This is a genomic window from Cellulomonas sp. Root485 (genome assembly GCF_001426705.1).
GTDB lineage: Bacteria > Actinomycetota > Actinomycetes > Actinomycetales > Cellulomonadaceae > Cellulomonas.
Genome location: NZ_LMFC01000005.1, coordinates 195118 through 208788, shown reverse-complemented (window position 1 = coordinate 208788; position 13671 = coordinate 195118). Strand labels below are relative to the sequence as shown.

Below are 13671 nucleotides of genomic sequence, written 5' to 3'. Positions count from 1 at the left end.
GAGGACCCGCAGGTGTTCGCCACCCTGTCCGACCGACTGACGTCGACCTTCAAGAACCTGCGCACCAAGGGGCGGCTGTCCGAGGCGGACATCGACGCCACCGTGCGCGAGATCCGCCGGGCGCTGCTGGACGCCGACGTCGCCGTCCCGGTCGTCCGGTCGTTCACCGGTGCGGTGCGCGAGCGCGCGCTGTCCGTCGAGGTGTCGGGCGCACTGAACCCGGCGCAGCAGGTCGTGAAGATCGTCAACGAGGAGCTCGTCGCCATCCTCGGTGGCCAGACGCGCACGCTGAACCTCGCCAAGAACCCGCCGACGGTGATCCTGCTCGCGGGTCTGCAGGGTGCGGGCAAGACGACGCTCGCCGGCAAGCTCGCGCTGCACCTCAAGGGTCAGGGCCACACGCCGCTGCTCGTCGCGGCGGACCTCCAGCGTCCGAACGCCGTCACGCAGCTCCAGGTGGTGGGGGAGCGCGCGGGCGTGCCCGTGTTCGCCCCGCACCCCGGCAACCAGGGCAGCGAGGACGTCCTGCCGTTCGGTGCGGACCCCGTCGCCGTCGCACGCGAGGGTCTGGCGACGGCCAAGACGAAGCTGCACGACGTCCTGATCGTCGACACGGCCGGCCGCCTCGGGGTCGACGCCGAGCTGATGCAGCAGGCGTCCGACATCCGCGACGCGCTCGACCCCGACGAGATCCTCTTCGTCATCGACGCGATGATCGGCCAGGACGCGGTCACCACCGCTCAGGCGTTCGCGGACGGCGTCGGCTTCACCGGCGTGGTGCTGTCCAAGCTCGACGGCGACGCCCGCGGTGGTGCGGCCCTGTCGGTCGCGAGCGTGACCGGCAAGCCGATCATGTACGCGTCCACCGGTGAGAAGCTCACCGAGTTCGAGGTGTTCCACCCCGACCGCATGGCGTCGCGGATCCTCGACATGGGCGACATCCTCACGCTCATCGAGCAGGCCGAGAAGGCGTTCGACGCCGGCCAGGCCGAGGAGATGGTCGACAAGCTGGCGTCCGGGCAGGACCTCACGCTCGAGGACTTCCTGACGCAGATGCAGCAGCTGCGCAACGCGGGACCGCTGAAGAAGATGATGGGCATGCTGCCCGGCATGGGGCAGATGCGGGAGGCGCTCGACAACTTCGACGAGCGCGAGGTGGACCGCATCGAGGCGATCATCCGCTCGATGACCCCGGCCGAGCGCCGCACACCGAAGATCATCAACGGCTCGCGCCGCTCACGCATCGCCGCGGGGTCGGGCACCAGGCCGAGCGACGTCAACCAGCTCCTGGAGCGCTTCGACGGCGCGCAGAAGATGATGAAGCAGATGGCCAAGGGCGGCGGCGTGCCCGGCATGCCTCCGGGCATGGGCAACCTGCCCGGCATGGGCGGCAAGAAGTCGCGGGGGCGGACCGCGGCGCCGGTGCGCAAGGTCAAGGGCAGGTCGGGCAACCCGGCGAAGCGTGCCGAGCAGGAGCGCGGCATCACGAGCAAGCCGGCCGCGCCGCAGGGCTCGGCGTTCGGGATCGCGCCGAAGGCCGAACCCACGCAGCCGGCCGAGATCGAGCTTCCCGCAGGGCTGGACCGCTTCCTCGGCGGACGCTGAGCCCTCGTGGTCCTGCACCTGCGCGGCACCGTCGTCCTCGACGACGAGCGGGAGGTCGGCGAGGCGTGGGTCGTCGGCGGCCGGATCACGTTCGAGCGTCCGTCGTCCGCGCGGGACGTGCAGGACACCGTGCTCGAGGGCTGGGTCCTGCCGGGCCTGGTCGACGTGCACTGCCACATCGGGCTGGCCTCCGACGGGCCCGTCGACGACGGCACCGCCGAGAAGCAGGCCCTCGCCGACCGCGACTCGGGCGTGCTGCTCGTCCGGGACGCCGGATCCCCGGCGGACACGGGGTGGGTGCACGACCGCGACGACCTGCCGCGCCTGATCCGCGCCGGACGGCACCTCGCGCGTCCCAAGCGGTACCTCCGGCACTACGGGCGTGAGCTCGAGTCCGTCGACGACCTGCCCACGGCCGTGCGCGAGGAAGCGCGACGCGGGGACGGCTGGGTCAAGCTCGTCGCGGACTGGATCGACCGTGACCTCGGTGCCGAGGGCGACCTGCGCCCGCTGTGGCCCGCGGACGTGCTGGCCGACGCCGTGGCCGCAGCGCACGAGACGGGCGCGCGGGTCACCGCCCACACCTTCGCGACGGAGTCCCTCGACGCGCTCCTGGACGCCGGCGTCGACTGCCTCGAGCACGCCACCGGCGCGACGCCGGACCAGATCGACCGGATCGCCGCCGCGGGGATCCCGGTGACGGCGACCCTGCTGCAGATCGGGCAGTTCGAGGCGATCGCCGCCCAGGCCGTCCGGTACCCGATCTTCGGCGCTCGCATGCGCGCCCTCCACGCCCACCGGTACGAGCTCGTTCGCGACCTGCACGACGCCGGTGTACCCGTCCTCGTCGGCACCGACGCGGGCGGCACGCTCGCGCACGGCAGGATCGCCGACGAGGCCGCGGAGCTGGTCCGCGCCGGCATCCCGCCCCGCGACGTCGTGGCGTCCGCCAGCTGGCGCACCCGCGCGTGGCTCGGCGCCGACGGCCTCGACGAGGGTGCGTCGGCCGATCTCGTCGTCTACGACGCCGACCCGCGCCAGGACGTCGCGGTGCTCGCCGCGCCCCGCGCCGTGGTGCTGCGAGGAGAGGCCGTGCTCGGCGGTCGGTGACCTTCCGCACGTGGTTGGGAAGGGCCGTCCTCGTCTGGCACAATGGTCGGCTGTACCCGGCGTCTGCAGCCCCTCTACCTGCGTTCGTCGTGTCCCCGACCTTCCCGGCGCGCCCACCCCACGGGCAATGCGCGGAGAGGTCACCCACAGCAGACATCAGGAGAAGACCACACCGTGGCCACCAAGATCCGCCTCAAGCGTCTCGGCAAGATCCGCGCTCCGTACTACCGCATCGTCGTCGCCGACTCGCGCACCAAGCGCGACGGCCGCGTGATCGAGGAGATCGGCAAGTACCACCCCACCGAGGAGCCCTCGTTCATCGAGGTCAACTCCGAGCGTGCGCAGTACTGGCTCGGCGTCGGCGCGCAGCCGACCGAGCAGGTCGCCGTGCTCCTCAAGATCACCGGTGACTGGCAGAAGTTCAAGAACCTTCCCGGCCAGGAGGGCACGCTGCGCACCAAGGCCGACAAGGTCGACCCGAAGGCCGCCATCGACGCCGTCGCTCTCGACGCCGAGAAGGCCAAGGCCAAGGCGTCCGAGAAGGCTGCCTCGCAGAAGGCCGCCGCCGCCGAGGCTCCCGCCGAGGACGAGCAGGCCTGATGCTCGCCGACGCTCTCGAGCACCTGGTGCGTGGCATCGTCGACCACCCGGACGACGTCCGCGTGAACGCGTCGACGCTGCGCCGTGGCGACCTGCTCGAGGTGCGCGTGCACCCCGACGACCTCGGCCGTGTGATCGGCCGTGGCGGTCGGACGGCTCGCGCGCTGCGCACCGTCGTCGGTGCGCTCTCGACGGACGGTGCGGTTCGCGTCGACGTCGTGGACGTCGACCGGCGCTGAACCATCGCGCAAGGCCCGGTCCCCTAACCTGGGGACCGGGCCTTCGCCATGACCGCCCCCAACGTGAGGAACCTCCATGCAGCTGACCGTCGCGCGGATCGGCCGTGCCCACGGCCTGCGCGGTGAGGTCGCCCTCGACCTGCGCACCGACACCCCCGAGGACCGGTTCGGCGTCGGTGCGGTGCTCGCCACCGAGCCCGCGGCGCGCGGACCCCTGACCGTGGTGAGCACCCGCACCCAGCAGGACCGCTGGTACGTGACGTTCGCGGAGATCACGGACCGCACCATGGCCGAGGCCATGCGTGGCACCGAGCTCGTGGTGGACGAGGACGAGTCGGACGAGGAGGACGCCTGGTACCCGCACGAGCTGGCGGGGTTGCGCGCCGAGCACGTGGACGGTCGGGTGCTCGGTGAGATCGTCGGCCTCGAGCACCTGCCGGCGCACGACATGCTGGTCCTGCGCGAGCCCGACGGGGCGCGCACCCTGATCCCGTTCGTGAGGGTGATCGTCCCCGTGGTCGACGTCGCCGGCGGCCGCGTGGTCCTCGACCCGCCTGGGGGGCTCCTCGCGTCCGACGCCGCGAACCTCGTGGTCTCGGAGGAGACCGTGGGAGACGACGACTGACCGTGCGCATCGACGTCGTCTCGATCTTCCCCGAGTACCTCGCCCCGCTGGACCTGTCGCTCGTCGGCAAGGCGCGCACGAGCGGCCTGCTCGACCTGCGCGTGCACGACCTGCGCGACTGGACCACGGACCGGCACCGGACCGTCGACGACACCCCCTTCGGCGGCGGGGCCGGGATGGTGATGCGCCCCGACGTGTGGGGAGCCGCGCTCGACGAGCTGCTCGACGACGACGCCCACCTGCTGGTGCCGACGCCGTCGGGGGAGCCGTTCACGCAGCGCACCGCGGAGGTGCTGGCCGGCGAGAGCCGTCTCGTGCTGGCGTGCGGTCGCTACGAGGGGATCGACGCCCGGGTGGCCGAGCACTACCGATCGCGGGGACGCGTCACCGAGTTCTCGCTCGGCGACTACGTGCTCAACGGCGGGGAGGTGGCCGCGCTCGTCGTCGTCGAGGCGGTCGCGCGCCTGCTGCCCGGAGTCGTCGGCAACCCGGAGTCGCTGGTCGAGGAGTCCCACGGCGCGGCCGGGCTGCTGGAGTACCCCGTCTACACCAAGCCGCCCGCGTGGGCCGGCCTGGAGGTTCCGGAGGTGCTCCTGTCCGGGCACCACGCGCGGATCGCCCGGTGGCGCCGGGACACCGCGATCGAGCGGACGGCTGCCCGTCGGCCGGACCTGATCGAAGCGCTGCCCGTCGACGAGCTGGACAAGCACGACCTTGCTCTCCTGGCGACGCTCGGCTGGCAGCCGACGGACGGACGCCTCGCGCGAGCGTGAGATCCAGCACGCGATTTACCGCCGGCCCGGCCGGTGTGGCAGACTTGCCCGTTGGTGCGCGCAGGTTGCGTCTCTGCCACAGGGGAGACGATCACGACCACCCGGGCTCTTCGACCCGGACGCACCGGACCATCAGACCAAGGACGCCGGTCCTGCCCTGCACAGGGCAGCCGTGACGCCCTCGACGACGTTCCTGACCTGTGGCAGGGCGGGGAAGTGACATCACATGCACACGCTGGACCAGGTCGACGCAGCCTCGCTGCGGTCCGACATCCCGGAGTTCCGCGCCGGAGACACGCTCAAGGTCAACGTCAAGGTCGTCGAGGGCAACCGCTCCCGCATCCAGGCGTTCCAGGGTGTCGTCATCGGTCGCCAGGGTGACGGCGTCCGCGAGACGTTCACCGTCCGCAAGGTCAGCTTCCAGGTCGGCGTCGAGCGCACGTTCCCCGTGCACTCCCCGAGCCTGGAGTCGATCGAGGTCGTGACGCGCGGTGACGTGCGCCGCGCGAAGCTGTACTACCTGCGCAAGCTCCGTGGCAAGAAGGCCAAGATCAAGGAGAAGCGCGACTTCACCCCCGCCGCGAAGAAGGCCTGACCTTCCTCGCACAGCTGTCCCGACGGGCGGCCACCGGTCACGGTGGCCGCCCGTCGGCGTTGCTGGCGCGCCCCGGTGCTGGTCACGGGCGCGGCGGTGCCGTCGACGGGTCACGTCGTGGATGACCGGGTCACGACGCGCGATCTCGGGGGCTGGTCGTGTGCGCGTCCGGGCCTGGCGCGTGCGAGAGTGTGCGGGTGATCGACCGACCTCCCCGCGACCTCGACGAAGGGTCGTCACCCACGTCGTGGCCGGTCCGGGAGTCGCCCGACGGTGCCGGTGACGGTCCCCGGATGCCGGACGTGACCGTTCCCGACGACGGACAGTCCACGCACCACTCGGCCAACCGCAGGCACGCCGCCGCCCGCCGGCCGAGCGGCGCGGGGTCGCTGCTGCGCGAGACGGTGATCATCCTCGTCAGCGCGATCGTGCTGTCCCTGCTGGTCAAGACGTTCCTCGTGCAGGCGTTCTTCATCCCGAGCCAGTCCATGCACGACACGCTCATCGAGCACGACCGGATCCTGGTCAGCAAGCTCACCCCCGGCCCGTTCGACCTGCGTCGGGGGGACATCGTCGTCTTCAAGGACCCCGGTGGCTGGCTGCCGTCCGACACCGCTCCGGACCCGGGACCTATCCGGGGGGCCGTCAACTCCGCCCTGACCTTCATCGGCCTGTACCCGGCCGACGCCAACGAGCACCTGGTCAAGCGCCTCATCGGCCTGCCCGGCGACCACGTCTCCGCGGTGGCAGGTGGGCCCGTGGTGGTCAACGGAGAGCCGCTCGACGAGCCGTACCTCGCGGCGGGCGTGCAGCCCAGCGACATCGCGTTCGACGTCACCGTCCCGGAGAACAGCATCTGGGTCATGGGAGACAACCGGTCCCACTCGTCGGACTCGCGCTACAACCAGGGCAACGCCGGCGGGGGGTCGGTGCCGATCGACAACGTCGTCGGCATGGCCTTCGTGACGGTGTGGCCCATCGAGCGCATGGGACTCCTGCGCAACCCGACCAGCACGTTCGCGGACGTGCCCGACCAGCCGTGACCCTGCTCGCCGCACCGAGGGCGACCGCACCGCGCGTCGCACCGCACCTGCGCCACGAGCGCGTGCTCCTGCGGGACGGCGCGCGTCTCCTGGCCGGGATGGACGAGGTGGGTCGCGGCTCGCTCGCCGGCCCGGTCAGCGTCGGGGTCGTTGTCGTGGACGTGACGACCAGGTCCGCGCCGAAGGGTGTCGCGGACTCCAAGCTGCTCGCTCCCGCGGCGCGCACCCGCCTGCTGCCGGCTCTCGGTCGTTGGGGGCTCGCCCGTGCCGTCGGGCACGCGAGCGCCGCGGAGATCGACGAGGTCGGCATCATCGCGGCTCTGCGGCTGGCGGGGACACGTGCCCTGGCCTCCGTCGCGGCGACCGTCGGACCGGTCGACGTCGTGCTCCTGGACGGGTCGCACGACTGGCTCAGCCGCCCGGCGCAGGCCGACCTCTTCACGCTCGACGACGACGCGACCGCACCCGCACCGCGCGTCCACCTGCGGGTGAAAGCAGACCGGACGTGCGCCTCCGTCGCGGCCGCGAGCGTGCTCGCCAAGTGCGAGCGGGACGCGATGATGGTCGACCTCGCCGCGCAGCACCCCGAGTACCGCTGGGACGAGAACAAGGGGTACGCGTCGCCCGAGCACATGGCGGCGCTGCGCGAGCTGGGTCCGAGCGTGCTGCACCGCCGCTCGTGGCGGCTGCCGGGGACGACCGGCGAGGGATTGCTGGTCGACGAGGAGGACGAGGCGCTGCTCGGGCCCCTCACCGAGCTCGACGGGGCGGTCTGACCGTTCGCTCTCGTGGCGTCGCGCGGCCCGGGCTGCACGCATGGGGGATGATGTCCCGGTGAGCGCGGAGGACCTGGAGAACTACGAGACCGACATGGAGCTCGCGCTGTACCGCGAGTACCGCGACGTCGTGGGGCTCTTCTCCTACGTCGTGGAGACCGAGCGGCGGTTCTACCTCGCCAACCAGGTGGACCTGCAGGTCCGCTCGGCAGCCGGCGAGGTCTACTTCGAGCTGACGCTCGCCGACGCGTGGGTGTGGGACGTGTACCGCTCGGCACGGTTCGTGAAGTCCGTGCGGGTCGTCACCTTCAAGGACGTGAACGTCGAGGAGCTGGCGAAGGCCGAGCTCGACCTGGGTGGCAGCGCAGGCTTCGCCCGCTGACGCCCGCCGGAGGTCGGCCCGCACGGGGCTGCCCGTCGACCTGACGTACGCCTGACGTCAGCGCCTGGCACGCGCCCGGGGCGACTCCTTGCGCGCTCGCCTCACAATGTCGTCGTCCCAGCCTCGGCACGACCTGGTTCGTGCCGAGCCGCCCACAGCCCGGCCGGGCGTGGCCGCCTCCACGACGTGGTGCTCGGTCGTCCCTCTCGGCGCCCCACGCTGGCAGCGTCCTGCACGGAGGTGGTCCGGTGCGCGCGAAGGACGCAGTGGGGCGGTACGGGGAGGATGTGGCGGAAGCCCATGTCCGAGACCGCGGATGGGACGTGCTGGACCGGAACTGGCGGACGCGGGACGGTGAGCTCGACCTCGTGGCGATGGACGGCCACGAGCTCGTCGTCGTCGAGGTCAAGACGCGGCGGTCGATCGCCTATGGGCATCCCGCCGAGGCGGTGACCGCCCGCAAGCTCGCCCGGGTGCGACGGCTCGCGGCGCAGTGGCTCGCCGCGCACGACGTGCACCCGAGGTCGGTGCGCGTCGACGTGATCGCGGTGCTGCTGCCCCCGAGGGGTGCGGCGCAGGTCGACCACCTCGTCGGGGTGGTCTAGGTGGTCCTCGGGCGGACGCTGGGGGTCGCGCTCGTCGGGCTGACCGGGCACGTCGTCGAGGTCGAGGCGCACCTCGCGCCGTCGCTGCCCGCGTTCACCCTCGTGGGGCTGCCCGACGCCTCGTTGGCCGAGTCACGTGACCGCGTGCGTGCAGCCGTGACGTCGTCGGGACTCGCGTGGCCCAACCGTCGGATCACCGTCAACCTCTCGCCCGCCACGCTGCCGAAGTCCGGCTCAGGGTTCGACCTGGCGATCGCCGTCGCGACGCTGGCGGGGGCCGAGGCCATCGACCCGGTCGCGCCGCGCGGGGTAGTCCACCTCGGCGAGCTCGGGCTCGACGGCCGGCTCCGGCCGGTACGCGGCGTCCTGCCCGCGGTCGCGGCCGCCGTCGCCGCGGGGTGGTGCCGGGTCGTCGTCGCCGAGGCCAACGCGGCAGAGGCTCGGCTGGTGCCCGGTGCACGGGTGGTCGGCGCGACGAGCCTGGCCGAGGTCGCCGCGGCCTACGGCGCGACCGTCGACGTCCCGGAGGTCTCGCCCGTGTCCCCGGAGGCCGTGCCACGGCGCCTGGGCAGCTCGGCGCTGGACCTCGCGGACGTGGTCGGTCAGGACGATGCGCGGGCGTGCGTCGAGGTCGCTGCCGCGGGTGGGCACCACCTGCTGATGGTCGGCCCGCCGGGGACGGGCAAGACGATGCTCGCGGCCCGGCTGCCCGGGCTGCTGCCGGACCTGTCGGAGGCCGACGCCGTCGAGGTCACCGCGGTGCACTCGGTGGCCGGCGCGTTCGACCCCGGGGACGGGCTGCTGCGCCGGCCACCCTTCGAGGATCCGCACCACACGGCGACCCCCGCGAGCGTCGTGGGCGGGGGATCGGGCGTCCCGCGCCCCGGGGCAGCCTCACGGGCGCACCGTGGCGTGCTGTTCCTCGACGAGGCGCCGGAGTTCTCGACCGCCGTGCTGCAGACGTTGCGGCAGCCGTTGGAGCACGGCGAGCTGGTGCTGCACCGCGCCGCCGGCACAGCCCGCTACCCGGCCCGGTTCCAGCTCGTCCTGGCGGCCAACCCGTGCCCGTGCGGGCAGGCGGTCGGCAAGGGCCTGGCGTGCACCTGCCGCAGCGAGCAGCGCCGCCGGTACTTCGGCAAGCTGTCGGGTCCGCTGCTGGACCGGGTGGACCTGCAGGTCGAGCTCACCCCTGCCCGGGCGGGTGCGGAGGCCGGTGAGTCCTCGGCGGTCGTCGCCGCACGGGTGCTCGACGCGCGCACCGCACAGGCACAGCGGCTGGCGGGGACGCCGTGGCGCACCAACGGCGACGTCCCGGGCAGCTGGCTGCGGGAGCGGCTGGGTCCGGACCGCAGCCTGGTCGCGGACCTGGACCGCGCGGTCGATCGCGGCACGCTGAGCCTGCGCGGCGTGGACCGGGTGCTGCGCGTCGCGTGGACCGTGGCGGACCTGGCGGGTCGGGCGGCACCCGGGCGCGCCGACGTGGGACACGCCCTCCTGCTGCGGACGCGGGGGGCGGGCGCATGAGCGGCGACGGCGCGGAGGTGCTCGCCCGCGCGACGTGGAGCGCCTTGGTGGAGCCCGGGGACACCGTGGCCGGGACGCTCGTGGGACTGCTCGGCGCGGTGGAGGCGCTCGAGTGGGTGCACGCGGCCGTCCGGGACCGTCCCGACCTGGCTCGGCTCGAGGACCGGACCGGCCCGCTCTCCGGCGCCGACCGCAGACGGGTGGTCAAGGCCCTCGCCCGGTGGGCCGTCCGCCTGCCTGGCTGCGACCCCCGTCGGGACCTCGCGCAGCTCGACCGGCTGGGCGGAGCTCTGCTGGTGCCGGGAGACCCTCGGTGGCCGTCGGCGTTCGATGACCTCGGGGTCGAGGCCCCGTTCAGCGTGTGGGTGCGCGGCGAACCCGACCTGGGTGCCACGCTCGCGCTGTCGGCGGCCGTCGTCGGGTCGCGTGCGGCGACGACCTACGGAGAACGGATCGCGTTCGACCTCGCCGACGGACTCTCCGCGGACGGCGTGTGCGTGGTCTCGGGCGGTGCGTACGGCATCGATGCGGCGGCCCACCGCGGAGCAGTCGCCCGCGGCGGGCGAACCGTCGTCGTCCTCGCGGGTGGTGTCGACCGGGCGTATCCGGCCGGGAACGCACGCCTGCTCGACGCGGTGGTGGGTTCCGGGGGAGCGCTCGTGTCCGAGGTGCCACCGGGCAGCCTGCCGACCAAGAGCCGGTTCCTGCAGCGGAACCGGCTGATCGCCGCGGCCGGGCGGGCCACGGTCGTGGTCGAAGCGGCGTGGCGTTCCGGTGCGATGAGCACCGCGCACCACGCGGCGCGGCTGCTGCGGCCCGTCGGCGCCGTGCCGGGGCCGGTCACGTCGATGGCCTCCGCCGGCTGCCACCGGTTGCTGCGGGAGGGGGTCGCGGTGTGCGTCACGGACGCGGCCGAGGTGCGGGAGCTCGCCGGGGTCACCGGCGCGACCCTCCTGGCCGGCGCGGCGGCCGACCGCTCAGCCGACGATCGCTCGGCCCGACGTCAGGACGCGCTCGATCCCGTGTCGGCTCGCGTCCTCGATGCCCTCTCGCGTCGGGTGCCCTTCGAGCTCGACCGGGTGGCGAGCCTCGCCGGCGTCACGGTCGCCGAGGCGCGAGGGGCGGTGGGTCTTCTGGAGCTCGGCGGGTGGGCGGTCCGGCGAGACGCGGGGTGGGTCGCGGTGGGGTTCGCCACACCATGACGGCGCGCCGCTGTCCAGAAGGCGCGCCGGAAGCGGTTGTGGATGAGAGGGGGTGAGGAGTTCCCCGGGTGAAAAACTCGCGCAATCGGGCCATTGTTCGTCGGCGAATCGGACATTGTGCCGGGATTCGCCCACCGTTAGGCCGGGCAGGTGAAAGTGCTGCTTGTTACCTGCTGTGTTTCAGGTCACCGTACTCACATGGACAGCAACGAGATCGCGACGGGGACGCCTTTCCGGGCGCTCCTCCCGGCGGAGTTCTCGACGCACCTGAAGGCCGAACGGGCATTGTCGGAGTGCGCGAGCCGCGCATATGTCGGCAATGTCGACCTGCTTCTGGGTCATTCCTCGCGGTCCGGCCGTACCGCCCAGCACGCGCACCCGCGAGCATGACGAAGACAATGGAGTCGACGATGACGACGCAGCTGGACACCGCCTTCCCGGTGCACACGCGACTGACCAGCACGGCGCCCGAGGGCGTGATCCCGCAGCCGCGGTCGGCCGAGGTGGACCTGCTGGCGCCCGCGTCGGTCCCGATCACTCGCGGTGTCCCTGCCCCCCGGACCCCGGTCGCGCCGACCCGCTCCGTCGAGGAGGTCGACGCGCTCTGGGAGGACTACAAGGCAGCGCCGTCCGCCCGTGCCCGTGAGGGCCTGATCCTGCACTACGCCCCGCTCGTGTCGGCGGTCGCCGGCCGCGTCGGGATGCGGCTGCCGAGCACCGTCGAGCAGGCCGACCTGGTCTCGTACGGCATGTTCGGGCTCATCGACGCCATCGAGAAGTACCAGACGGACCGCTCCGTGAAGTTCGAGTCCTACGCCTCGTCCCGCATCCGCGGCGCGATCATCGACGAGCTGCGCGCGATGGACTGGGTCCCGCGCTCGGTCCGCACCAAGGCCCGCTCCGTCGACCGCGCGTACGCCGAGCTCGAGGCCAAGCTGCACCGCACCCCGACCGAGGACGAGGTCGCCCGCCACCTCGCGATGCCCGTCGAGGACCTGCGTGCGATCTACTCCCAGCTCTCGACGGTGAACGTCGCGGCCCTCGACGAGCTGCTCGGCGGCGGCGACGACCGCCCCGGCGGCGTCTCGCTCGGCGACACCCTGGGCGACGAGCGCACGCTCGACCCCGCCAGCTCGATCGAGGCGGCCGAGACCAAGTTCCTGCTGGCCCGTGCGATCGAGTGTCTCGGTGAGCGCGAGCGCATCGTCGTCGTTCTCTACTACTACGAGGGCATGACGCTCGCCGAGATCGGTCGCGTCCTCGGCGTCACCGAGTCGCGCATCTCCCAGATGCACACGGCAGCGATGGTCCGGCTGCGCACCCGCCTCGTCGAGGCCGAGCGCGCCTGACCGACCCTGACCGCGAGCAGACCCTGACCGCGAGCAGACGCTGAGCGCGGGTGGACTTCGGCTTCGGCTCGAACTCACTCGACCTGAAACGCCGCTGGGGCTGGGCTCCGAACGCCGCTGGGGCCGGGTTCTGAACGCCGCTGGGGCCTGGGCTGTCGCTGCTCTCCCCGCCAGGCCTGACCTCGACGGACACCGCGCCGCGCGTCACGACGCTGCCGAGCACGTAACGAGGTCGGGCCCGACTGGCCTCACCCCACGGTGTCGAGTGGGAGCAGGACCGCCGGCCCCGCACCGGCGAGAAGACTGAGCGGGTCGACGTAGTCCTCCCCGACACGCACGCCCCAGTGCAGGCACACGCTCGGCGCGCAGTGGGAGCCGTCGACGGTCAGCGTGCCGAGCGGCGCACCCGCCGCGACACGGTCACCGACGCGGACGGCGGGACCGAGCGGCTCCACACTCGAGCGACGCCCGTCGACGTCCGTCACCGTCACCACCGATCGACCACCCACGGTGCCCGCGTAGGTGACCACCCCGGCGACGGGGGAGACCACCTCGGCGCCGAGCGCCGACCTCAGGTCGACCCCGCGGTGCCCCGCAGCCCAGCGCTCCGGCGGTCGCTCGAAGGGACGCACCACATCGGTCGACCCCGCGAGCGGCAGACGGTACGTCCCGGCGGGAGGCGGCGGGCCGGGTGGACCGGCAGCTCCTGGCGACGCGACGACGATCATCAGGGTGAGCAGAACGACGGCGGTGCCGAGAGCGGTGGCGAGGCGGGCGGTGCGGGTTCCTCGGGTCATACCGTGATCGTGGGCGGCGCCGGACGAGGACGCGGGCGGTGGCGGGAGCTCCGTGGACGACGCTGCCGACCTCCGGGCTGTGGTCGGCTCACCGACGTGGGCAGAGTCGGCGGGGCAGCGTGCGCTCCGCGGGTGCGCTCCGCGCGGGCGCACTCCGGGGTGCGGCCGTGGGCGCGGTGCGGAGCAGGGGCGGCGATCGGCTAGACTTCGGGTGCGACCGGTCCGTACCGGTCGACTTCGCGCGTCATCCACCCGATCACCGGACCTACGGCCCAGCGCCGACCAGGACCAGGACGGGGTCGATCTCCGCAGCGGTCCGAGCACCTGTCCACGTGGCAGGTACCGGAGCGGGCGACGACATGGCGCCAGGGGCGCCGGCCAGCTGGTCGGAGCCGACAACCGAGATGCGGGCCCCAGACGGGTCCGCCTTGACGCGTGCACCTCGC

Annotated in this window: 16 protein-coding genes; 15 read left to right on the top strand and 1 reads right to left on the bottom strand. The window is 73.0% G+C overall.

Annotated features, from left to right (window positions below; all coding sequences use genetic code 11):
• Nucleotides 1-12 precede the first annotated feature (12 nt).
• The 15 genes from ffh (at nucleotide 13) to whiG (ending at nucleotide 12428) form a co-directional block, all read left to right on the top strand.
• Complete coding sequence (gene ffh, locus ASD16_RS20390) at nucleotides 13-1605, top strand: signal recognition particle protein (RefSeq protein WP_055922291.1); 1593 nt, start codon at nucleotides 13-15, stop codon at nucleotides 1603-1605.
• Between the two features lie 6 nt (nucleotides 1606-1611).
• The gene (locus tag ASD16_RS20385; protein ID WP_055922288.1) at nucleotides 1612-2715 is read left to right on the top strand and encodes an amidohydrolase family protein; all 1104 of its coding nucleotides are present in this window, start codon (nucleotides 1612-1614) and stop codon (nucleotides 2713-2715) included.
• 174 nt (nucleotides 2716-2889) lie between these two features.
• The gene (gene rpsP / locus ASD16_RS20380; protein WP_055922285.1) at nucleotides 2890-3315 is read left to right on the top strand and encodes a 30S ribosomal protein S16; all 426 of its coding nucleotides are present in this window, start codon (nucleotides 2890-2892) and stop codon (nucleotides 3313-3315) included.
• Nucleotides 3315-3554, top strand: coding sequence for an RNA-binding protein (locus ASD16_RS20375; protein ID WP_055922281.1), 240 nt, complete (start codon nucleotides 3315-3317; stop codon nucleotides 3552-3554). Before rpsP ends, ASD16_RS20375 begins: the two co-directional genes overlap by 1 nt.
• Before the next feature lie 76 nt (nucleotides 3555-3630).
• Nucleotides 3631-4179 (top strand): ribosome maturation factor RimM, encoded by a 549-nt coding sequence (gene rimM / locus ASD16_RS20370; protein ID WP_055922278.1) that lies wholly within the window; start codon nucleotides 3631-3633, stop codon nucleotides 4177-4179.
• 2 nt (nucleotides 4180-4181) lie between these two features.
• Nucleotides 4182-4952, top strand: a complete 771-nt coding sequence (trmD, locus tag ASD16_RS20365; protein WP_055922275.1) for a tRNA (guanosine(37)-N1)-methyltransferase TrmD — start codon at nucleotides 4182-4184, stop codon at nucleotides 4950-4952.
• A gap of 226 nt (nucleotides 4953-5178) precedes the next feature.
• Nucleotides 5179-5547 carry a 50S ribosomal protein L19 gene (rplS, locus tag ASD16_RS20360; protein WP_055922273.1) on the top strand — a complete coding sequence of 123 codons (369 nt, stop codon included), beginning with the start codon at nucleotides 5179-5181 and terminating at the stop codon, nucleotides 5545-5547.
• Nucleotides 5548-5744: 197 nt separating this feature from the next.
• Nucleotides 5745-6590: a signal peptidase I gene (gene lepB, locus ASD16_RS20355; protein ID WP_235523466.1), complete on the top strand. Its 846-nt coding sequence runs from the start codon at nucleotides 5745-5747 to the stop codon at nucleotides 6588-6590.
• The gene (locus tag ASD16_RS20350; protein WP_055922270.1) at nucleotides 6587-7366 is read left to right on the top strand and encodes a ribonuclease HII; all 780 of its coding nucleotides are present in this window, start codon (nucleotides 6587-6589) and stop codon (nucleotides 7364-7366) included. The genes lepB and ASD16_RS20350 overlap by 4 nt, the downstream gene beginning before the upstream one ends.
• A 58-nt stretch (nucleotides 7367-7424) precedes the next feature.
• Nucleotides 7425-7748 (top strand): DUF2469 domain-containing protein, encoded by a 324-nt coding sequence (locus ASD16_RS20345; protein WP_055922267.1) that lies wholly within the window; start codon nucleotides 7425-7427, stop codon nucleotides 7746-7748.
• A 248-nt stretch (nucleotides 7749-7996) separates the two neighbouring features.
• Nucleotides 7997-8353, top strand: a complete 357-nt coding sequence (locus ASD16_RS20340) for a YraN family protein (RefSeq protein ID WP_055922264.1) — start codon at nucleotides 7997-7999, stop codon at nucleotides 8351-8353.
• Complete coding sequence (locus ASD16_RS20335) at nucleotides 8354-9877, top strand: YifB family Mg chelatase-like AAA ATPase (RefSeq protein ID WP_055922261.1); 1524 nt, start codon at nucleotides 8354-8356, stop codon at nucleotides 9875-9877.
• Complete coding sequence (dprA, locus tag ASD16_RS20330) at nucleotides 9874-11079, top strand: DNA-processing protein DprA (RefSeq protein ID WP_055922257.1); 1206 nt, start codon at nucleotides 9874-9876, stop codon at nucleotides 11077-11079. The genes ASD16_RS20335 and dprA overlap by 4 nt, the downstream gene beginning before the upstream one ends.
• Nucleotides 11080-11277: 198 nt before the next feature.
• Nucleotides 11278-11469, top strand: a complete 192-nt coding sequence (locus ASD16_RS21890; RefSeq protein ID WP_157454049.1) for a hypothetical protein — start codon at nucleotides 11278-11280, stop codon at nucleotides 11467-11469.
• Nucleotides 11470-11489: 20 nt separating this feature from the next.
• A complete protein-coding gene (gene whiG, locus ASD16_RS20325) occupies nucleotides 11490-12428 on the top strand; it encodes an RNA polymerase sigma factor WhiG (protein ID WP_082571041.1) in 939 nt (312 codons plus the stop codon).
• A gap of 248 nt (nucleotides 12429-12676) precedes the next feature.
• On the opposite strand, the gene ASD16_RS20320 is transcribed toward whiG, so the two are convergent.
• Nucleotides 12677-13225: a murein hydrolase activator EnvC gene (locus ASD16_RS20320; RefSeq protein WP_200943020.1), complete on the bottom strand. Its 549-nt coding sequence runs from the start codon at nucleotides 13223-13225 to the stop codon at nucleotides 12677-12679.
• Nucleotides 13226-13671: the final 446 nt, after the last annotated feature.

What these genes read in the sequence shown, in the direction of transcription:
- ASD16_RS20375 (WP_055922281.1), top strand. Translation starts at nt 3,315, where the DNA reads ATGCTCGCCGACGCTCTCGAGCACCTGGTGCGTGGCATCGTCGACCAC.
- rimM (WP_055922278.1), top strand. Translation starts at nt 3,631, where the DNA reads ATGCAGCTGACCGTCGCGCGGATCGGCCGTGCCCACGGCCTGCGCGGT.
- rplS (WP_055922273.1), top strand. Translation starts at nt 5,179, where the DNA reads ATGCACACGCTGGACCAGGTCGACGCAGCCTCGCTGCGGTCCGACATC.
- dprA (WP_055922257.1), top strand. Translation starts at nt 9,874, where the DNA reads ATGAGCGGCGACGGCGCGGAGGTGCTCGCCCGCGCGACGTGGAGCGCC.
- ASD16_RS21890 (WP_157454049.1), top strand. Translation starts at nt 11,278, where the DNA reads ATGGACAGCAACGAGATCGCGACGGGGACGCCTTTCCGGGCGCTCCTC.
- whiG (WP_082571041.1), top strand. Translation starts at nt 11,490, where the DNA reads ATGACGACGCAGCTGGACACCGCCTTCCCGGTGCACACGCGACTGACC.
- ASD16_RS20320 (WP_200943020.1), bottom strand. Translation starts at nt 13,225, where the DNA reads ATGACCCGAGGAACCCGCACCGCCCGCCTCGCCACCGCTCTCGGCACC.